This window comes from Deltaproteobacteria bacterium HGW-Deltaproteobacteria-4 (assembly GCA_002841765.1).
Classification (GTDB): Bacteria; Desulfobacterota; Desulfuromonadia; order Desulfuromonadales; family UBA2197; genus UBA2197.
The window spans coordinates 59,702-79,341 of record PHAV01000006.1; the positions used below are offsets into that span (position 1 = coordinate 59,702).

Below are 19,640 nucleotides of genomic sequence, written 5' to 3' on the forward strand. Positions count from 1 at the left end.
ATTGATCGGGAAGGGGTAACGCGGCCACAAGATTAAAGTTAGTTATTTGCATCCTGCCGCACCCCTGATATACTTCATCAAAAAAGGAGGTACTAACTTTATGCAACTATCCATTCTCTTCCGGAAAACAGCACTGTTATTGATTCTGCTCATGTCCTTTCATACCATCGTCGCTCCCCTCGCCGGTGCGGCCCTGATCGAGACTGAAACGTTGGTCAGCACACAAGCGGCGGACGCCAGTCGTGACCGTATCGTTGCGCTTCTGGCTCGCGAAGATGTCGGTGTCGCGCTACAGGAGCACGGTGTCAGCTCTCAGGAGGTGTTGCTCCGGGTCAACAGCCTCACTGATCAGGAAGTGATGCGATTGGCGCAACAGATCGATGTTCTGCCGGTTGGCGCGGATAGCGGGGTCGGCAGTGTGATCGGCGCCCTCCTCTTTGTCTTTCTTGTCCTGCTCTTTACCGATCTCATGGGTTTGACTGATGTCTACCCCTTTGTGAGAAAATGACCTGTCGAAAAGTTGTGAGCGCGGCCCTGATCGGGGCCGCGCTTCTTTTTTCCGGCGGTTGTACGTCGTTAGCACCGATCACCTATCCTGTTCCTTCTTCCCCGCGCCTGGCCGTCCCTTATTTCCCCCAGGATGATTTCCAGTGTGGTCCTGCGGCCGTGGCCATGGTTATGGACTTTAACGGCGACGGCGTCCCTCTGCAGACCTTGACGGCTGAAATCTACTCTCCGGCTCTGCGCGGCAGTCTGCAACCGGCATTGGTCGCCGCCGGCCGCCGGCACGGCTGGCTTGCCTGGGAAATTTTCGACTTCGCCGCGATTCTGCAGGAAGTCGCCGTCGGTCGACCGGTGATCATCCTGCAAAACCGGGGGCTCTCCTGGAAACCGGTCTGGCACTACGCGGTGGTGGTCGGTTTTGACGCAACCAAGGGGCTGACCTATCTCACCTCCGGTCGCGAGGAGCAGCGGCCGGTGGCGACGCGGACGGTACTGCATACCTGGGAACGGGGAGGGCGCTGGGGCCTCCTCCTTCTCCCCCCCGGTGCCTTGCCGGTCGTCGCCGATCCCGACAGCCTCCTTGCCGCTTTGATCGGACTGGAGCGCAGTGATGCTGTTGCGGTGCGTCCGAGTTATGCTGCTGCGGTGGCGCGATGGCCCGCCCATGCCGGCCTCTCTGTCGCCTACGGCAACCTGCTGCGCAAAGCCGGCGAGCCCGTGGCGGCAGAAGCCGCCTACCGCGCCGTGCTGGCAAAGGAGCCACGGCATGTGCCGGCCCTCAACAACCTCGCCGATCTTCTTCTGCAACTTGGCCGTCTCGACGAGGCATACGCCGCTGCGGTCGCAGCCGTTGATATTGATGGCCCCTATCGTGCCACCGTCATCGCGACCCTTCGAGAGATTGAACGCGCCGGAGGAGGTTCCACTGCGGGACGGTAGGGTTGAGGTCTGTCGTTGGCAGGATTTGTTGTCCAGGGGATTGTTAAAAAATCAGTCAACCTGATGTTGCTAAAAGTTTAAAGTTGGGTCAAGCGCCCTTGCCGCGCTGTTTTAATTGAATGAAAGGCAAGAGTCTTAAAACAAAACGCCGTCAGTCAGTGCTGGCTGGCGGCGTTTTGTTTTCGGCGGGACATCACACGAATGACCGAATGTTCGACCGGAATTTTAAGCCTTTCCTATGAGACGATTTTGAGGGTGTTATTCCTGCGACCCTAGTCAGTTAATGTGCCCGCAGATCCGCTGCCACCCTAAATAGAGGGGATTCAACGTCAAGTTGTGAGAAGATCTCCTCGAAAACGTTCACCACGTCAGGACAGAAATGGGAGCCGGAATTTGTAGTGATTTCACTTCTCGCCTGCGACGGGGTCAGGGCCTTACGGTAAGCGCGATCCGAAACCAGGGCATCATAGACATCAGCCACGGCTATGATGCGGGCTCCCAAGGAAATCTCCTTCCCTTGCAGGCCGTGATAGCCGGTTCCATCGAAGTGTTCATGATGCTGGAGGATGAAGGGGAGGAGCTCGAGGATTCGCCCTCCAACCGGTTCAATGAATTTGGCTCCATGTTTTGGGTGTTTTTGGATCTGGGAGAATTCTTCACTTGTCAGTTGTCCCGCCTTGCCCAGTACTTCACTGGTCACACCGATTTTGCCGATATCATGCAGCAGTGCTCCGATTCGAATGTTTTCCACTTCGTGCCGGGGACAGTCCATGGCCATGGCGAGTTTTTCTGCAATAAGCGAAACCCGGTAGGAGTGGTTGTGTGTTTCTTTGTCAACGGAGTCAATGACATGAGAGAGCATCTCGATAACACCGAGATAGGTCTTCTGGATTTCTTTGGAGAGTTTTTCTTTCCGCTCGTAAAGCAGGCCCATAGCGTAACCGGTGATGAGGAGAAACCCCCCCCACGTGACCAGGTCGAGCCAGCGCATGAGGGTTTCGTCCGCATTGAAACTGAAGGTTGCGGGGTAAACATAGGCCACGCTAAAGATTAGAATAACGGAGAAAAACGCGGCCAGGGTTGCGTAGCGTTTGCCGTAGAAGTAGGCCCCGAGAACTACGGGAAGATAGAAAAAGTTTAGAAACGCTCGTTGGTTTGCCACGTAGAAAAAGATGAAGCCGGTGATTGCGACAAGGAGGAAGATGATGATGAGTTCTTTGTCGACTTTCCAGTAACTGATAAAATCACGGTTAGCTTCCGTGTCCATGGTCGATGTCCCCTTGTCTCATTTGGTCGGCAACAGAGGAGACGTTACCGCAAATCAGGAAGGTTATTTTAATATAAAGTTGGTGTCAAGGTTGATGATATCGTAGTTCGCTCCGATCCTTGCACCCTGCCTAGATCATGCTAAGCTTTGAGAAAAGCAGTGGCGCCGCAGTAGCCGGAGAGACCGGATGCCCCGTTGCCACTCAACCTAGGAGGTTCTATGGCCAAAACGCATATTCTTCCCACTAGTGCAGAGTCAGAGGAACTCAAGGAGAGTCTCACTCGCGGCGAAAAAAATCTCGATATTCTTGAAGTCCATGAGGCGGAACTCACCGCTGTCGAGCACAACATTCAGCAGGATATGAAACGCAAAGACCGCGAGTACAAAGATTCCCACTTCCACAGTATTCCCAAACCGATCAAGCACACCAGACCCTGATCTGTGAGCCCATTCCTGCCACGCACCGTGGTTCTCCCTATGACAAAAGCGCCTCCGGTCGATAGAAACCGGAGGCGCTTTTGTGTGAGGCGTGGAGAGTCCGATCAGGAATCGTTCTTCTTTGTTTCCTCGATCTTGCCGAAGGCGAGGTCGAAGATCTCCAGTAACTCTAGATTCTGCTTCGAGAGCATCATCGCATTGCCGACGATGGCGTAGTAAAGGATGCTAAGGCGGGTCTTGGACGTATTATCGGCAATCCGGGCAACCTGCCGGTTGTTCAGCTCGGCAGCGAGAGTCCGCAACTGAGCATCTTTTTCCTGTAGACGTTGCAGATTCGCGGTCTGTTTACGGCTGAAGGTCTCTTCCACCTCAAGGAGGATTTCGCGTAACAGTTGGCGAACCTGCTCCAACTCTGCGATCTGCACCGGCAGGAGACCCTTGTGATGGTTGCCGACGTGGGTGTAGGCGCGCAGGACAATATCTCGGTGGCCATCAGTAATTTTCTGCAAACGGCGGATCGTCTGGGCATACTTGTGTGAAACTGCCAGTCCTTTCTGGTCGAGAAGACGCATCGCTTTGAATACGTTGGCGATGATGATATTCGACCACTGCTGCGCCTTATTCAGCTTTTTGCGCTCTACTCCCAGGCGATCCTGGTCCAGCCGGAAGAGGGCGTTAAGGGTCGTGTCGAGCGATTCCCGGGTCTCCTTCAGCAACAGGCTCATGTGCTCGAAGGTCGTTTCGACACTTTCCCGGGGATTGTCGACCGACTTGAGGTTGAAGACCTTTTCCTGCTGCGCCTCTTTCTCCATGCTCTGATGCTTGCGGTGGGCATTCCAGATCAATGCTCCGGCAAGGAGGAGGAGGAAGATCACCCCGAAAGCCTGGCCATAGAAGATGACCGCGGCAAAGAGGCCGGCGGAGGTGAAGGCGATGACTGCGGTCAGAAACCAGCCGCCGATGACGGTGAGGACGCCGGTGATGCGGTAGACCGCACTTTCGCGGCCCCAGGCCTGATCGGCGAAGGAACTCCCCATGGCGACCATGAAGGTAACGTAGGTGGTGGAAAGGGGAAGTTTGTAGGAGGTCGCGTAGGAGACGACGGCGCTGGCCACCATCAGGTTGACAGAAGCCCGCAGCAGATCGAAGGATGGCTTCTTCTCCCCGGTAATTTCTCCTTGGCCGGCCGCGGGATTGAGCCGGCGGCTGACAAAAATGCGGAGCCCTTTCGGAATAATGAGTTTAGCGGTTTCAAAGAGGTGTAGCACCAGGCGGACGATCGCCCGGGATAAAAAGATCGATTCAAAACGTTCATTTCCTTCATCCTGCTGGCTGAGGCTGAGCTCGGTCTCAGTGACCGTTTTCGCCTTCTTTGACAGCCACAGAGTGACGACCATGATGACCCCGGCGAGGAGGAGATAGAGGGTCTCGGTCTGCACTTTTTGTCCCAGCGCCCCCATGCTAACGGTCAGGGGATCAGCCGTCGCCATCGCTGTTTTGAAGGCTTCGATGCCGGCGAGGGGGACGCCGATGAAGTTGACCAGGTCATTGGCGGCAAAGGCCATTGCCAGGGCGAAGGTGCCGATCAAAACAATCGGTTTGAGGATGTTGAACTTGAGCAGCTGCAGGCTCTGCAGGAGGACGACAGAGGCCGCAAAGATCAAAAACAGGAGGAGGGCGGTATTGGCATTAATCCAGACAATGTTCTCTTTGGTGATGAAAGAGGCGCCCTTGGCCCCTTTGACCAGAATAAAATAGGTGATCGAGGTCAGGGCCATACCGCCCCAGAGTGCCCCGTACCGTCTGATTCTTTTCTGGTAATCGAAGGTAAAGAGGAGGCGGGTAAGGAACTGGACGAGGGCGCCGCAGACAAAGGAGATCGCCACCGAGAGTAAGATCCCCATGATAATGGTGATCGCACTCGACGAGTTGATATAGCGGGCAATAGTCGTCAGGCTGTCGCCGGACTGCATGATCTTGAGGAAGGAGACGGCCACCGCCGCTCCGAGGAGTTCGAAGACGACCGAAACGGTGGTGGAGGTGGGGAGACCGTAGGTGTTGAAGAGATCAAGAAGGATGATGTCAGTGATCATGACCGCCAGAAAGATGGTCAAGAGCTCCGGCATGGTGAAGAATTCGGGATGAAAGATTCCTTTGCGGGCCACCTCCATCATTCCGCTGGAGAAGGTGACCCCGGCCATAATCCCGAGACTGGCGATGGCCATGATCGTCGCCCGTGGTGCCACGCGTGAACCGATGGACGAATTGAGGAAGTTGACGGCGTCGTTGCTGACTCCGACCATGATGTCGAAGACGGCAATGGTGACAAGGATTGCAACCCCGATCAGGAGAATTTCTGTGCTCATGTTGTCCGGTCCTTTCAGATTTTGTGGCGCACTCTTTTTGACCTGTCAAAGCTCATGTCGTGGTGGCCGTCGGGTTACGCTGCACTAACCCGACCTGCTGTGAGGGAGCGGTGGGTACTTCAGTTTCGCTGTCTCCCTCTACCTGCTGCAATCGCCAAAGGCGGGCGTAGAGGCCGCCAGCGGCGAGGAGGTCGGTGTGGCTGCCGGATTCGCGGATGCGGCCGCGGCGAAGGACTACGATGCGGTCGGCGTGGCGGGCAGTGGCGAGGCGGTGCGCGACGAGGAGGACGGCGCGACCGGCACCGGCTTCCTGAAGGCCGCGGCGGACGACGCCTTCGCTCTCGGGATCGAGGCGGCTGGTCGCTTCGTCGAGGATGAGGAGTTGCGGGTCGCCGGCCAGCGCCCGCACCAGGCAGAGGAGTTGGCGCTCGCCGGAAGAGAGGTTGCGGCCGCGTTCCGAAAGGATAGCGTCGAGGCCGCCGAGGCGCTGCACAATGGCGTCAGCGCCGCAACGCTGCAGGAGGGTTGCGAGTTCATCATCGTTTTGGCGGCCGGCGGGGTCGAGATTTTCCCGCACGCTGCCGGAGAAGAGGAACGGTTCTTGGCCGACCCAGCCGATGCGCTGCCGCCAACTGCTCAGTTCGACATCGCCGAGGGCAATACCGCCAAAGCGGATGGTGCCGATTTGCGGTAGATGAAAGCCCATGATCAGGCGCGTTACGGTCGTTTTGCCGCTTCCGGAATCGCCGACCAGCGCAATCGTCTCCCCCGGCGCGAGGCGGAGATCGATCTCTTGTAATACCGGGGTGCTGTCGTCGTTGTTGTAACTGAAGCTGACGCCTTCGAGTTCGAGGGTGCCTTTCGCCGGGACACTTCGCGTCCCGCTCATTTCTTCCGGCTGATCGAGGAGCTCGAAGATCCGCTCCAGCGAAGCATTACTGGTCTGCACCACCGAATATTTGGCGGAGAGGTCGCGTAGCGGCGTAAAGAACTTCTGCGCATAATCGATAAAGGCGACAAGGGTGCCGAAGCTGGTGGTGCCGCGCAGCGCTTCGCCGCCGCCATACCACAGGATCGCGGCCAGGGCAATGGAGCCGAGAGTCTCGACAACGGCGTAGAGGGCGGCGTCGGCGTTGATCACCTTGATCGCCCCCTGGCAGTAATCGTCCTGCAATTTTTCGAATTCGCCGAGGGTGCGACACTCCTGGCCGAAGAGGCGTACTTCGGCGATCCCGGCGATCCGTTCGGCGACAAAGGCGTTAAGCCCGGCGAGACGGGCCCGTACTTGGCGGGAAGCGGCGCGCAGGTTGCGGCGGAAGAGGGTGCCGGCGATAAAGAGGGGCGGCAGGACGATAAAGGTGACGAGGGCGAGCTGGAGATTCATCCAGAGCATGACGCCGATGATCAGGGTCAGGGTGACGATATCACCGAGAGCGGAGATGATCCCCGAGCCGAAGAGTTCGCCGACATTCTCGACATCGCTGGTGACGCGGGTGACGAGGCGTCCGGAGGGATTTTTTTCATAGTAGCTGGCCGGCAGGCGCGGCAGCTTGGCAAAGGCGGCGCTGCGCATATCGGCCATGATCTTCTGCCCAACCAGCTGCACTTGATAGCCCTGCCAATACATGAGGAGGCCTTCGAGGGCGAGGGCAACGAAGAAGAGGAGGGCAAAGAGGCCGAGGAGTTCAAGGCGGCCGGGGATAATGGCGCGGTCGATCGCTTCCTTGACCAACCAGGGCTGCACGAGTTTGGCGAGGGCGAGGATCGGCAGCATCCCGAGGGAGAGCCAGGCCGTCCGCCGGTAGGGGTGTACCGCGAGCAGGAAGCGCTTGAAGAGCTGGAGGTCGAGGTGGCGGCCGCTGATCTCGTCGCTATTCTCGCTATGGAAATGGCTACTCATGCGATCTCCTCTACTTCGTCCCGCAACTTCTCCTGCTCGGCAAGGCGGGCGTAGAGGGGGGAACTGTCGAGGAGTTCGGCGTGGGTGCCGCGGGCGACAATTTTACCGTTCTCGAAGAGGAGGATGGTGTCGACATCGGCAAGAAAAGAGACGCGACTGGAGGTCACCAACACCGTGCGACCGTCAAGACGGCTGCGCAGCGCACTCCAGACAGTGCGGGCGGTGGCCGCGTCAAGGTGGCTGAGGGGATCGTCCAATAACCAAAGGCCTCCGTCACGGGCGAGGGCGCGGCCGAGGCAAACGCGCTGGCGCTGGCCGCCGGAGATCGCTACCCCGCCTTCGCCGACTTTGGTTTGATAGCCCCGCGGGAAGCGGGCAATCTCATCGCTGAGAGCCACTTCTTCGCTCACCCGTTGCAGCAGATCATCGTCACCCTCCGGCACACCGTAAAGGAGATTCTCTTCGATCGAACCGGAGAAGAGGCGTCCTTCCTGCGGGACGACTGCGAGGCGGCGGCGATACTCGCCGCCATCGAGGGAGGCAAGATCGGCGTTGTCGATGAAGATCGTCCCGGCCGGCGGCGTGTAAAGGCCGGTGAGGAGGCGCAGCAGGGTGCTCTTGCCGGAGCCGGTCGGCCCGACGATGCCGACGACGCTGCCGGCGGGGATGGTGAGGGAGATCTCCTTGAGGACTTCCGGACCGCTGTCGTAGCCGAAGCTGAGGTTGTGGACAACGATAGCCGGCGGCGCGAGGAGGGGAGGTAGTGGTGGAGCCGGGGGCTCGCCGCCGAGGACGGTGCTGAGCCGCTCCATACTGGCGGCGCAGCGCTGCATCAGGGTCATCACCCAGCCGAGGGTCAGGGTCGGCATCACCAGTTGGGCGAGATAAGCGGTAAAGGCGACGAGCTCACCGAGGGTGAATTCGCCGGAGCTGACCATTTTTCCGCCGAAGTAGAGGGTGAGGAGGGCGCCGATCGGGCCGACGATGGTCATCACCGGCATGATAAAGGCCCGTAACTTTGCCAGGTCGAGGTTGCGTTGCAGATAATCGGCATTACAACCGGCAAAGTGGCGAATCCGGACGCCCCCTAGTGCAAAAGCGCGAACCACTGTTTCACCGGAGACGGTCTCTTCGACCGCCTGACTGACCCGGCCGAGACTCTCCTGGGAAGCGGTGGTGAGGGCCATCATCCGCTTGCTCATCTTTTTGACAAAGAGGAACATCAAGGGATAGGGGATGAGGGCAATCGCGGACAAGGTCGGGGAGAGGCGCAGGAGCATCACCAGAGTGACGATGTAGACGAGGAGGGAGTTGACCATGGTCAGCACCCCGAAACCGGCCAGCATCCGCACGTTGCTGAGATCGTTGGTAAAGCGGGACAATAGGTCGCCGGTGCGATGGCGGTCAAAGAAATCAAAGGGTTTGGCGAGGAGGCCGCGCATCAGGTCAGCCCGCAGGTCGAGCTCCACCGCCCGGGCGCTGTGGAGAAAGCGGAAGCGGGACAGGAGGCGGGTGCCGCCGCGCACGATCGCCACCCCGCCGAGACCGAGGGCGGCGATGGTGAGGCTTTGTTCGTCCTGGCTGGCAATGGCGTCTATCCCAACCTTGAGCAGCCAGGGGAGCATGGCGCCGAGGATGTTAGTCACGGTCAGCCAGAGGGCCCCGGCCAAAACCGGCAGGAAGTAGCGGCGCAGGTAGGGAGTGAGGAAGTGCAGAGCGTTCATCGTCGCCTGGTTGCTTGAGGATGGCATAGCTTATATGCTGAACGTCAGGCGCGTCAACGCCGAATATGGTATAAGTTTAACTCTGCAACCATCAACCGGAGGTGAGCATGCAACTTTTTTCTCCTTATCAGCTCGGTGCTACGGCACTTAAGAACCGCGTCGTCATGGCGCCGATGACCCGCAACCGGGCTATCGGCAATCTCGCCAACGATCTGATGGCGGAATATTACGGACAGCGCGCTTCTGCCGGCCTGATTGTCACCGAGGGGACTTCACCTTCCCCGCATGGCCTCGGTTATGCCCGTATCCCCGGCCTTTATGCGCCGGAGCAGACTGTCGCCTGGAAGCAGGTGACGCGGGCCGTGCATATGCGCGGCGGCAAGATCTTTGTCCAACTCATGCATACCGGTCGGGTCGGAAGTCCCCTCAACCTTCCGGCCGGCGTGGAGCTTCTCGCCCCTTCGGCGCTCGCCGTCCTTGGCAGGATCTGGACCGACAGTCAGGGGGAGCAGCCGTATGGGATGCCGCGGGCGATGACAACGGATGATATCCAGCGTACGGTCAAGGAATATGCCCAGGCCGCCGAAAATGCCATCGCCGCCGGTTTCGACGGGGTGGAGATTCACGGCGCCAACGGTTATCTGGTCAACCAGTTCCTCGATCCTGCTGCCAATCAACGCCATGACCTTTATGGTGATGACAGCACCAACCGCAACCGCTTTGCTCTGGATGTCGCAGTTGCCGTCACCACCGCCATCGGTGCGGCGCGGGTCGGCATCCGTCTCTCTCCTTACGGCGTCTTCAACGACATGTCCGGCGATTATGCCGGCATTGCCGGGCAATATACCGCGTTGGCCGCGGCGTTGGGGCAGCTGCAACTGACCTACCTGCATCTCGTCGATCACTCCTCCATGGGGGCGCCGAAACCGAATGCGGCGACGGTGCAGGCCATCTGTCAGGCCTTTCGTGCGGCCGGCGGCGCGGCGGTGATCCTGTCCGGAGGTTATGATCAAGAGCGGGCAGAGACCGACCTGAGCCGCGGTGCCGCCGATCTCGTCGCCTTTGGCCGCCCCTTTATCGCCAATCCCGATCTGGTGGCACGTATGCAACATGTCTGGCCATTGGCCGTCCCGGACTCGGCCACTTTTTACAGCGCCGATGCCGCCGGTTATAGCGACTATCCGCCGTATAGCCCTCCATCGCCATGATCATGCTTAGTCCCCAGGGAAGGAAGCAAACGATGAATCTTCAGGAAGCTTTCAAAAATTACGGACTCGGGGTCATGGCCACGGCCAACGCCGCCGGCGCTGTCAATACAGCAGTTTATGCCCACCCCCATGTTATCGATGAGCAGACCCTCGTCTGGGGGATGACCGATGGGCGGACCTTCCACAATCTTACCGAAAACCCCCAAGCCTCCTACCTCTTTCGCGAATCCGGCCCCGGCTTTCGGGGTGTGCGGGTGGCTCTTGATCTGATCAAGACAGCGGAGGGCGGAGAGATGTTGGCGACGATTAAACAAAATACCAACGAAGTCGTCGGACCGGGCGCCGGTGCTGCCGTGACGCATGCCGTCTGGTTCAAAGTTGTCGAGATCAGGCCGTTGATTTAGTGCTGGGATGCGGAGGATAAGGTGCGAAGACATGTACGAACAAGGATAGCCATGACACTCTTGACTGCAATTCTGACGGCCTGCGCCGGGGAGCGACCGAAGAATCTTGGCGTTAAAGATGGAGTTTTGGCGGCGTGCCCCTCGTCCCCCAACTGCGTATCGAGTTTCGCTGCCGACGAAGGACATCGGATTACGCCGTTTTCCTTTGGTGACGAACCGGCCGCTGCTTTTGCCAGGCTTACGCAGATGCTTCGCCAGCGTAGCGATGCGACGATCATCGAAGAAGGGAGCGGCTATCTGCGCGTCGAGCTCCGCACCACTCTCTTTGTCGATGATGCCGAGTTTCTTTTGGACGAGGAGAATAAGGTGATCCACCTCCGCTCCGCCTCCCGCCTGGGCTATTCCGATCTCGGCAAGAACCGCAGTCGGGTTGAAGAGATTCGGGCAGCGTTCAGTCGTGGAGGATAAGGATAAAAGAAGCAAAGAAAATAATTGCCTGCCTAACTTTTGAAAAGGGACTCCCCTAATGCTGAATTTTCTCGTTAATCAACAGGTCTGCACCAAATGCGGCCAGTGTGTCGCCGATTGCCCGCCGCGCATTATTGCCATGGAGGGCGGTTTTCCCTGCATTGTCCCGGAGAAGGAAATTCTTTGCTACAAATGTCAGCACTGTCTCGCTATCTGCCCGACTGCCGCGATCTCCATCCTCGGTTTGCAGCCCGAAAACAGTCGTCCGCTGGCCGGTAACTATCCTGATGCCGGACAGTTGGAGGTTTTGATCAAGGGACGGCGTTCGGTGCGGCGCTACAAAGAGGAAAATCTTCAACCGGAACTGCTTCAGCACCTGCTGGAGGTGGCGTGGCACGCTCCCACCGGTGTCAATTCGCGGCAAGTCCTCTTCACCGTCGTCGATGATCGTGCCAAGCTGGCGCAACTGCGGGACGAGGTGATGGCCGGGCTCGGTCGATTGGTGCAGGAGAATGCCCTGCCGGAAGGGCGGGGATTTTATGCTGACTTTGTCCGGATGTGGGAAGAGAAGCAGGTCGATGTTATCTTTCGCGGTGCCCCGCATCTGCTCATTGCTTCAGTACCGCCGAATGTTCCGACGCCTCTTCCTGACTGCGTTATCTCTCTGGCCTACTTCGAGCTCTTCGCCCAAGCCAACGGCGTCGGTACGGTCTGGAATGGTCTCGCCAAATGGGCGATCAACGATCTCGTCCCGTCGGCCCGCCGCACCCTCGGCATCCCCGACGACCATCTCATCGGCTACGTCATGGCCTTCGGCAAGCCGGCAGTGCATTATTCCCGCACTGTACAGCACGGGCCGGCGTTGATTCAGCGGATGAGATAATGGGTTGATCTGCATATAGAATTCAAAGTGAGGTGAAATCATGCCAAGAAGAAAGATCAGCACGGTTCTGCAGAGCGTCCCAACCCTCGAAGGGGCGGGCGTTCATCTCAAGCGAGCTTTCGGCTATTATCAGACGCCGCACTTTGATCCCTTCCTCCTCCTCGACGATTTCCACAGCGACAATCCCGCCGACTATATTGCCGGCTTCCCCTGGCATCCCCATCGCGGCATCGAGACGATTACTTATATCCTCGAAGGCCGGGTCGAACATGGCGACAGTATGGGGAATCAAGGGGTCATCACAGACGGTGATGTGCAGTGGATGACGGCGGGGAGCGGCATTATTCATCAGGAGCTGCCGCAGAAGACCGCCAGCGGCCGGATGTGGGGCTTTCAACTCTGGGCGAATCTTCCGGCGAGTCAGAAGATGATGGCGCCGCGCTATCGTGAAATCAAGGCGGCCGGGATTCCGCTGGTGACACTTGCAAGTGGCGTAGCGGCGCGGGTCATCAGCGGCGAGGTTGCCGGCATACGCGGTCCGGTGCAGGAGATCGTCATCGATCCCCTTTTGGTCGATGTCACGGTCCCCGCCGGGGTAGAGTTTGTTCTGCCGGTTAAAGAAGGCTACACCCTCTTCGCGTATCTCCTGGCCGGCTCCGGCTCTTTCGATAGCGAAGAGCAGCTCTTCGGACCGGAGAATGTTCTCCTCTTTGAGCAGGCGGGGACAGAACTGCGCGTCGCCGCGGCGACGGAACTTCGTTTTCTCCTTTGCGCCGGGAAACCCCTCAAGGAACCGATCGCCTGGAAGGGGCCGATCGTCATGAATAGCGACGCAGAGTTGCACATCGCCTTTGCCGAATATCAGCAGGGGAGGTTTATCAAGGATACTGCGCAATAAGGGGGGACTTGGAGCTTCTTGCAATCAACGACGCTATCTGTTAAATAATCTTCTGTTTCCTGCCGGTCAGACAAAATCAAGCGAATCGCTGTCACTATCTCTTCATCCGGGCGCTGTCTGCTGCCCACATTCCCTCTGGAGGTCTTTATGAAAAAATTATTGACTGCCCTGCTCCTGCTCTCGGTCTGCGCTGCGTCAGCCTTTGCTGAGAAGTATGACTTCTCCATTCCTGCCGACTTTGCCAATAGCCAATTAAATGATTTGGTCAAGGAAGCGGGGACAGCGATTGCGTACCGTGCCGTCGCGCCGGCTGAGCCAGGCGGGCTCACCGGTTTCGATATCGGCATCGAGGCCAGTTTTATCAAGATTGATAATGCCCTTTGGGATGAGGTTTTTGACTCGAATGATGCGCCCGGCTACCTTCCGGTGCCCAGGGTGCATGTGCGCAAAGGCCTTCCCTTTGACTTCGATCTCGGTGCCAGTTACGCAATGGTTCCGTCAAGTAATATCAAGGTGATCGCAGGCGAGATTCAATATGCGATCATGGATGGCTCGGCGGCGCTGCCGGCTCTCGCCTTGCGCGGCCACTATAGCACCCTCCTCGGTGTCGATGATCTCGACCTTGAGACCTATGGTGCCGACGCGGTACTGAGTAAAGGTTTTCTTTTTCTGACTCCTTATGTCGGCGTCGGGGTATTGCGCAGCGATGGTGAATACACCGGAAGCAACGCGACCTTAAAGGCGAACCTCCAGGATCAGAGCGAAACGACCCAGCGCGTCTTTGGCGGGGTGCAGATTGCCATGGCTTTGTTGCGGATCACTCTCGATGCGGAATATGCCGAAGTTCCGGTCTACACCGCCAAGGTCAGTCTTGGCTGGTAAGTAAAATGTCTTCAGGAAGGGCCGACCCGCTTTGCAGGCCGGCCCTTCCTGCGTCTTGTCCACGCCCTGCTTTTTCCTGCCCCCTGAGTGCCGATCGGAATGATCAAATGAGCACCAACTCTACGGAACTTTATGCCGGCAAGGTTCTCCGCCTCTGTCGCGAAACCCACACCCTGCCCAATGGACGCACCGGCCATTTCGAGATCGTCCACCATAGCGGCGGTGCTGCCATCCTGCCGATATTGCCGAACAACGAAGTTCTGCTCATCCGCCAGTTTCGGCCGGTGGCTGGAAGGATGGTCATCGAGATTCCGGCCGGCCGCCTCGATCCTGGCGAAGCGCCGGCTGATTGCGCCCGGCGCGAACTCGAAGAGGAGACGGGGTACCGCGTCGGCAAGCTCATCGATCTCGGTTCGACCCTCCCTTCGGTCGGCTATACCGACGAACGGATTCACCTCTTTGCGGCGCGGGAGCTGATGGCGGGGACAATGGCGCAGGAAGACCATGAGTTTATCGAATTCCTCCCGCTTCCACTAAGTGAAGCGATCGCCATGGCCGGGGATGGGCGCATTGACGACGCCAAGACCCAGTTGGCCCTCCTTCTTTATGCCCTGAAAACGGGATGCTGCCGATGAGCCCTTTCCCCCGCCATTACCTCTCGACCGTTCATCTTCCTTTCAATAGCACCTGCCTGGCCGGGCGTTTTACGCCAGAGCCCCCGGATGCTGCAAGGGAGGGGGAGGGCTATTGGCTGCTGATCATGGCCGGTGAACTGTTGCTGCGCGAAGATGCGACCGGTCTACGCCTGCCGCAGGAAGAGATCTTGCCGGCGGGGCTGGTTGCTGCCGCGCCCCCCCTGCATATCGGCGTTTGGGACGGTCTCCCCTGCCGGGTCGCGGCGATCTCCCGTGATTGTCCCCTGCCGCCCGGCTGGGTGCGGGAGAGTTTCAGCAGCGCCGTTCCGCGCCTCTCTATCGAGTTCGCCTCTCTGGCGGCCCTTGCCCATCAGATCCTGCGCTGGGAAAAGGAAAGCCGTTACTGTGCAGCGTGCAGCGGCATCCTTGACCGGGTTGGCGGCGGCTGGGGGAAGTGCTGCCCAAACTGTCAGACCCTCCGCTTTCCGGCGATTCATCCCTGCGTGATTGTACTGATTCATCGTCCCGGCGAACTTCTTCTCGCCCGCAAGGCCGAGTGGCCGGCGGGCCGCTACAGTCTGGTCGCCGGTTTTCTCGATTTTGGTGAGGCCCTCGAAGAAACGGTGGTCCGCGAGATAAAAGAAGAGACAGGGGTCACGGTCAAGGATATCTGTTACATCGGCAGTCAGGCCTGGCCCTTTCCGGGTCAGATCATGGCGGGATTTACTGCCGAGTACGCTGGTGGCGAGCTCTGTGTCGATCCGCACGAGCTTGAGGATGCGCGATGGTTCTCCCTTGACGCTCTCCCCGAACTGCCGCCCCCCCGCAGTATCGCCCGTTTTCTTATCGATCAGCATCTTGGAGCAGCGATGGGCGGGCCGTTGGTTTCCTCCTCTTTTTGCCATCGCCGCTACCGTCTGGTGCCAGCCCGGATCGGCATGCTCCGTTTTCTTGTTGAAGGCTACGATGGCACCCTCTTTCTGCGCACCATCGAAGCATCGACAGCCGTTGTCGAGCTGAGTTGGTCAGAGACTTGTGCTGCTGATGCCGAAGGAATTCTGGCTGCCCTCAGTGCCGAACTGGAGATGGTGTTGGAAGTAGACTTGTGAGCGAAATTTTATTGGGAGCAAATAAGACGTTTGTGTTATCAATGGCGCGTTTACCCACTCTACGCGCAGGATAGTCGCAGGCATTGCTTGTGTCGGCGCCATGGATTCGGGGATGGCAATCTCAATTTGTTGCAAAAAAGGAGCTAGTATGGACCTCATGAAACCGGAAAAATATTTCGCTGACTGGCTGGAACGGGAAGAGCTCGCCGAGATGATGCTCCCCCTGATCGGCCGGCTTTATCGCCGCGGCGTGGTCATCACCGTTTACGCCCGTACCCTGTCGAACGGTTCGGCCATCGATATTCTCAAGGCGCACCGTTTTGCCCGCCAGATTCTGGAAAATGACCTTTCGGTGCGTGAAACCGCCCCGGTTCTCGTCGCCCTCAGCCGCCTTGATCTCGCCCCCTGTCGCATCGATATCGGCAAGCTGACGGTGCGTTATCTCGCCGAAAATAGCGGTGATGTCGACGCTTTCGTGTGTCGCGAACTCGCCGAGGTCAATACCGGCCAAGCGCCGGTGCTGGAGAAGCCACGCGATGTCGTTCTGTACGGATTCGGCCGCATCGGCCGCCTCCTCGCCCGTATCCTCACCGAGAAGACCGGTGGCGGCGACAAGCTGCGGTTGCGCGCCGCCGTGGTGCGTAAAGGGAGCGATGACGATCTGATGAAGCGCGCCTCGCTGCTGCGACGCGATTCGATTCATGGCCATTTCAACGGCGCCATCACCATCGATGAAGAAGAGAATGCCATTATTGCCAATGGCAATATGATCCGGATTATCTACGCCGATGCCCCTGAAAAGGTCGATTACACCGAGTATGGGATCAACGACGCCATCCTCATCGATAACACCGGCAAGTGGCGGGATCGTGAAGGGTTGAGTCGTCACCTCGCCGCGCAGGGGATTTCCAAGGTCATCCTCACCGCACCGGGCAAAGGGGATGTGCCGAATGTCGTCTTCGGCATCAACAACGAACTCATTACCGCCAACGAGGCGATCTTTTCGGCAGCGAGCTGCACCACCAACGCTATCGTGCCGGTCCTCAAGGCGGTCCATGATCGTTTCACCATCGTCAATGGCCATGTCGAGACCTGTCACAGCTACACCAACGACCAGAATCTTATCGACAATTACCACAAAGCTTCGCGGCGCGGCCGTAGCGCCCCACTCAACATGGTCATCACCGAGACCGGCGCTGCCAAGGCCGTGGCTAAAGTCCTTCCGGAGCTGAGTGGAAAATTGACCGGTAACGCCATTCGCGTGCCGACCCCCAACGTTTCGCTAGCGATTCTTAACCTGACCCTCGGTAAAGAGACGAGTGTCCAGGAATTGAACAGTTACCTGCGCGATATCTCTCTGGAATCTCCCCTTCAGAATCAGATCGACTACACCAACTCCCCCGAGGTCGTCTCCAGCGACTTTGTCGGTTCCCGCCATGCCGGCATCGTCGATTCTCTCGCTACTATCGTCCAGGGCAATCGTTGTGTCCTGTATATCTGGTACGATAACGAGTTTGGTTATAGCTGCCAGGTTGTACGCATGGTACAGCGCATGGCCGGGGTGGAGTTGCCGGCTTTTCCGAAATAGTTGTTGAAACGAAGGAGCATGCTCCTGCCTGCGATGATCGTGATCTGGAGCTCGCCCCTCCTAAACACAAAGACGCCGTCCTAATCGGGACGGCGTCTTTGTGTTTAGGAGGGGCGAGAGTTAATTCGTGACCTTAGTACCATCTTTCGCTGCTGTGATTCTCACCGTGACAGTTGCCGTTGCAGGTGGTATTCCCCCCTGACTGTGATATTGAAATTCCGGCGCCGACGCCGGTCATGATCACCGTGGCGCCGGTGGTCTGGTCGAAGTGATTAACATTCCCCGGTCCGAAGGCCGCCCCGTGGCAGACAGCACAGGTGTTGAGCGGGGTATTACTGATTTCGCTGCTGTGCCGTCCCTCAGCATGTCGCCCCCGACGGTTCGGGGTCAGAGCGCCGGCAACTCCGGCACCGTTAGGCGGTACGCTGTGGCAGGAGACGCAGCCGCTATTGTTGGTGATGGGGCTGGCTCGATGGCAGCTGGTGCAGGCCGGTCCGACCGTGCCGGTTCCACCAAGCCCAGTATGACACATGCTACAAGCGGCGGCGAAGGTGCTCTTGGTTCCGTTGCTGTGCCGCCACTGACCGTCGTACCAGCGGACGTTTTCGCGGGTCCCGGCTGAGGGGTGGGCGGTGTTGGTATTGTGGCAGGTTTCACAGCCAGTGCCGCCGATACCGACGTTGTAGCGCGGGTTGGTGGTGGACGCCTGGCCGTGACAGGCCTTGCAGGCAACGAGGTTGGCGCGGGCCGAGGGGCCGTGATTGGCCGGCAGGAGGAAAGAGCCGTCGAGAGCGTGAGGAGCAGTCCCGCCTCCTTCCCCGCCGTAGTCGGCAAACTGTACCGTCAGTGCCGAATTGCTCAACCGGTGGGCGGCATCATTGCCATGACAGCCGGCGTTGTCGCAACCAAAATTGGTCTGATTGTAGCCCGTTCCCGTCGTTGGAGAGGGACCGTTCATGTTGATCTGGCCGTTCCAGTGATCGCCGGGCACGCCGGTGAGGACATCGAAAGTCAGATAGTTGGCGTTGGGTGAGAGGTGTCCGCTGCTGCCGGTATTGCTGCTCTTGACCCCGTGGCAGACGGCACACTGATCATGCGACCCCACCGCGGCGACGGCGCCGTGATTGACCAGGGCACCGCCGAGGGCGGCCACCAACGGCTCGGCGGTCACCCCGTCCGGCGGATAGCCGTGGCAGGCAGTGCAGTCGAGGTTGAAGAGAGTGGTGTCGGCATGACATACCAGGCAGCTCTGCCCCGGCGTGCCCCCGGCCGCATTGACGCCGCCGATGCCATCGAGATTGACGCCATGGCAGAGGGTGCAGGCGTTAGCGATGTTTCCGGACAGATAGTGAAAGACATTGTTGTCCGGGCCGGCCCAGGTTGCTGGATGGGCGTAGAAGGGGGGATGGCAGGTTTCGCAGCCGGTGGCCAGGGTGCCGATGGTAACATTAAAGCGGGGATTGGAGCCAGGGCCGGAGGTGCCCGGCACGGCATGGCAGTTCTGGCAGGCAACCAGGTCCTGCCTGGCGTCCCGGCCATGCGCCGCTGGCGCCTGGTAACTGCCGTCGACGGGGTGAGGAGCGGTGAGCGGTCCGCTGCCGTGGCAGATGGTGGTGCTATTGTCCTCGTTGGTATGGTTGGCGGTAAAACAACTTGGAGCGGTGGGGACCGGACCCGTACCAGGTCCGGTGGTCAGATGGCAGAGGGCGCAACTGCGTTCCTGGGTGGTTTCGTCGATCCCGCGGTGACTCGCAGCATAGGCGGGACCCGGGTCGTTCGTCCCCTGCCAGTTGGTTGGATGGGCCGAGGCGGAAGGATGGCAGAGGTTACAGTTACCGCTGGGATTAATCTCGACGCCGACCGGGTCGGTATAGAGATCGGCGACGAAGCCGCCGTTGAAATTGCTCTCCGGCCGGCCATGGCAATTGCGGCAGACAATCTGATCAGGCTTGGCTGTCGGTCCATGAGCAGTCGGGGCGGTAAAGGGGAGCGCGTGCGGTGCCGGCGGGTTTCCCTGCGGCCCGTGACAAGCGACGTTAAAGCAGCTGGGACCGGTACTCCCCCCTTCCAGGGTCGGGCCGTGACAAGCCGCGGTGGCGCAGGTGGTCCAGCTGATGGTCTGGGCAAAGGTCTGGTGGTCGGCCACGACGTCAACCCAACCTCCCGGATGCACGGAGGTGAAGGGAGGGCCGGAACTGTGACAGTTAAAGCAGTTCACGGCGTTGCCGCTTCCGGAGAATTCGACCCCGTGACAACCTTGGCAGCTGTTCAGATCGGCGTTGGCGGCTGCTGCGTGTTGAACGAGCCACCCCGCAGGATGGATCTGCCCCGGCAGTGGGGCATCGGTGTTGCGGTCGGAACAGCCGCCCGCGATCAACATAAAGATCACTGCAATAAGAGCGTAGATGGAGTTTTTCATCTTTATCC

At 58.9% G+C, this 19,640-nt stretch carries 17 protein-coding genes; 12 read left to right on the plus strand and 5 right to left on the minus strand.

The annotated features are described in order from the left end of the window. Window positions 1–100 precede the first annotated feature (100 nt). Both CVU69_05230 and CVU69_05235 read left to right on the plus strand, forming a co-directional pair. A complete protein-coding gene (locus CVU69_05230; GenBank protein PKN12766.1) occupies window positions 101–508 on the plus strand; it encodes a hypothetical protein in 408 nt (135 codons plus the stop codon). Beyond that, entirely contained in the window at window positions 505–1,443 is a 939-nt protein-coding gene (locus tag CVU69_05235; GenBank protein PKN12767.1) for a hypothetical protein, read from the plus strand. Before CVU69_05230 ends, CVU69_05235 begins: the two co-directional genes overlap by 4 nt. Before the next feature lie 280 nt (window positions 1,444–1,723). Here CVU69_05235 and CVU69_05240 read toward each other — a convergent pair whose 3' ends face one another. Further along, window positions 1,724–2,710 (minus strand): hypothetical protein, encoded by a 987-nt coding sequence (locus CVU69_05240; protein ID PKN12768.1) that lies wholly within the window; start codon window positions 2,708–2,710, stop codon window positions 1,724–1,726. Window positions 2,711–2,929: 219 nt separating this feature from the next. On the opposite strand from CVU69_05240, the gene CVU69_05245 reads away from it, so the two are divergent. Next, complete coding sequence (locus CVU69_05245) at window positions 2,930–3,148, plus strand: hypothetical protein (protein ID PKN12769.1); 219 nt, start codon at window positions 2,930–2,932, stop codon at window positions 3,146–3,148. A 104-nt stretch (window positions 3,149–3,252) separates the two neighbouring features. Here CVU69_05245 and CVU69_05250 read toward each other — a convergent pair whose 3' ends face one another. From CVU69_05250 to CVU69_05260, 3 genes are read right to left on the minus strand one after another with little or no spacing between them, the layout of a single operon-like run. Next, a complete protein-coding gene (locus CVU69_05250; GenBank protein PKN12770.1) occupies window positions 3,253–5,514 on the minus strand; it encodes a phosphate:sodium symporter in 2,262 nt (753 codons plus the stop codon). A 52-nt stretch (window positions 5,515–5,566) separates the two neighbouring features. Further along, window positions 5,567–7,414 carry an antibiotic ABC transporter ATP-binding protein gene (locus tag CVU69_05255; protein PKN12771.1) on the minus strand — a complete coding sequence of 616 codons (1,848 nt, stop codon included), beginning with the start codon at window positions 7,412–7,414 and terminating at the stop codon, window positions 5,567–5,569. Then, window positions 7,411–9,165: an ABC transporter ATP-binding protein gene (locus CVU69_05260; protein ID PKN12772.1), complete on the minus strand. Its 1,755-nt coding sequence runs from the start codon at window positions 9,163–9,165 to the stop codon at window positions 7,411–7,413. Before CVU69_05260 ends, CVU69_05255 begins: the two co-directional genes overlap by 4 nt. Before the next feature lie 80 nt (window positions 9,166–9,245). On the opposite strand from CVU69_05260, the gene CVU69_05265 reads away from it, so the two are divergent. The 9 genes from CVU69_05265 to CVU69_05305 all read left to right on the plus strand — a co-directional run bounded on the left by CVU69_05265 (window position 9,246) and on the right by CVU69_05305 (window position 17,213). After that, on the plus strand, window positions 9,246–10,346 hold the full coding sequence (locus CVU69_05265; GenBank protein ID PKN12773.1) for an alkene reductase: 1,101 nt from the start codon (window positions 9,246–9,248) through the stop codon (window positions 10,344–10,346). A gap of 32 nt (window positions 10,347–10,378) precedes the next feature. Next, a complete protein-coding gene (locus CVU69_05270; protein PKN12774.1) occupies window positions 10,379–10,750 on the plus strand; it encodes a pyridoxamine 5'-phosphate oxidase in 372 nt (123 codons plus the stop codon). A 51-nt stretch (window positions 10,751–10,801) separates the two neighbouring features. Next, window positions 10,802–11,218, plus strand: a complete 417-nt coding sequence (locus CVU69_05275) for a DUF1499 domain-containing protein (protein ID PKN12775.1) — start codon at window positions 10,802–10,804, stop codon at window positions 11,216–11,218. Window positions 11,219–11,276: 58 nt separating this feature from the next. Next, window positions 11,277–12,101, plus strand: a complete 825-nt coding sequence (locus tag CVU69_05280) for a nitroreductase (protein PKN12776.1) — start codon at window positions 11,277–11,279, stop codon at window positions 12,099–12,101. 40 nt (window positions 12,102–12,141) lie between these two features. Next, the gene (locus tag CVU69_05285; protein PKN12777.1) at window positions 12,142–12,999 is read left to right on the plus strand and encodes a hypothetical protein; all 858 of its coding nucleotides are present in this window, start codon (window positions 12,142–12,144) and stop codon (window positions 12,997–12,999) included. Between the two features lie 147 nt (window positions 13,000–13,146). Beyond that, window positions 13,147–13,881 (plus strand): hypothetical protein, encoded by a 735-nt coding sequence (locus tag CVU69_05290; GenBank protein ID PKN12778.1) that lies wholly within the window; start codon window positions 13,147–13,149, stop codon window positions 13,879–13,881. Window positions 13,882–13,988: 107 nt separating this feature from the next. Beyond that, on the plus strand, window positions 13,989–14,516 hold the full coding sequence (locus tag CVU69_05295) for an ADP-ribose pyrophosphatase (GenBank protein ID PKN12779.1): 528 nt from the start codon (window positions 13,989–13,991) through the stop codon (window positions 14,514–14,516). After that, window positions 14,513–15,625, plus strand: coding sequence for an NAD(+) diphosphatase (locus tag CVU69_05300; protein ID PKN12780.1), 1,113 nt, complete (start codon window positions 14,513–14,515; stop codon window positions 15,623–15,625). Before CVU69_05295 ends, CVU69_05300 begins: the two co-directional genes overlap by 4 nt. Window positions 15,626–15,773: 148 nt before the next feature. Next, complete coding sequence (locus tag CVU69_05305) at window positions 15,774–17,213, plus strand: glyceraldehyde-3-phosphate dehydrogenase (GenBank protein PKN12781.1); 1,440 nt, start codon at window positions 15,774–15,776, stop codon at window positions 17,211–17,213. 133 nt (window positions 17,214–17,346) lie between these two features. On the opposite strand, the gene CVU69_05310 is transcribed toward CVU69_05305, so the two are convergent. Further along, window positions 17,347–19,632: a hypothetical protein gene (locus CVU69_05310; GenBank protein ID PKN12782.1), complete on the minus strand. Its 2,286-nt coding sequence runs from the start codon at window positions 19,630–19,632 to the stop codon at window positions 17,347–17,349. Between the last annotated feature and the right edge of the window lie 8 nt (window positions 19,633–19,640).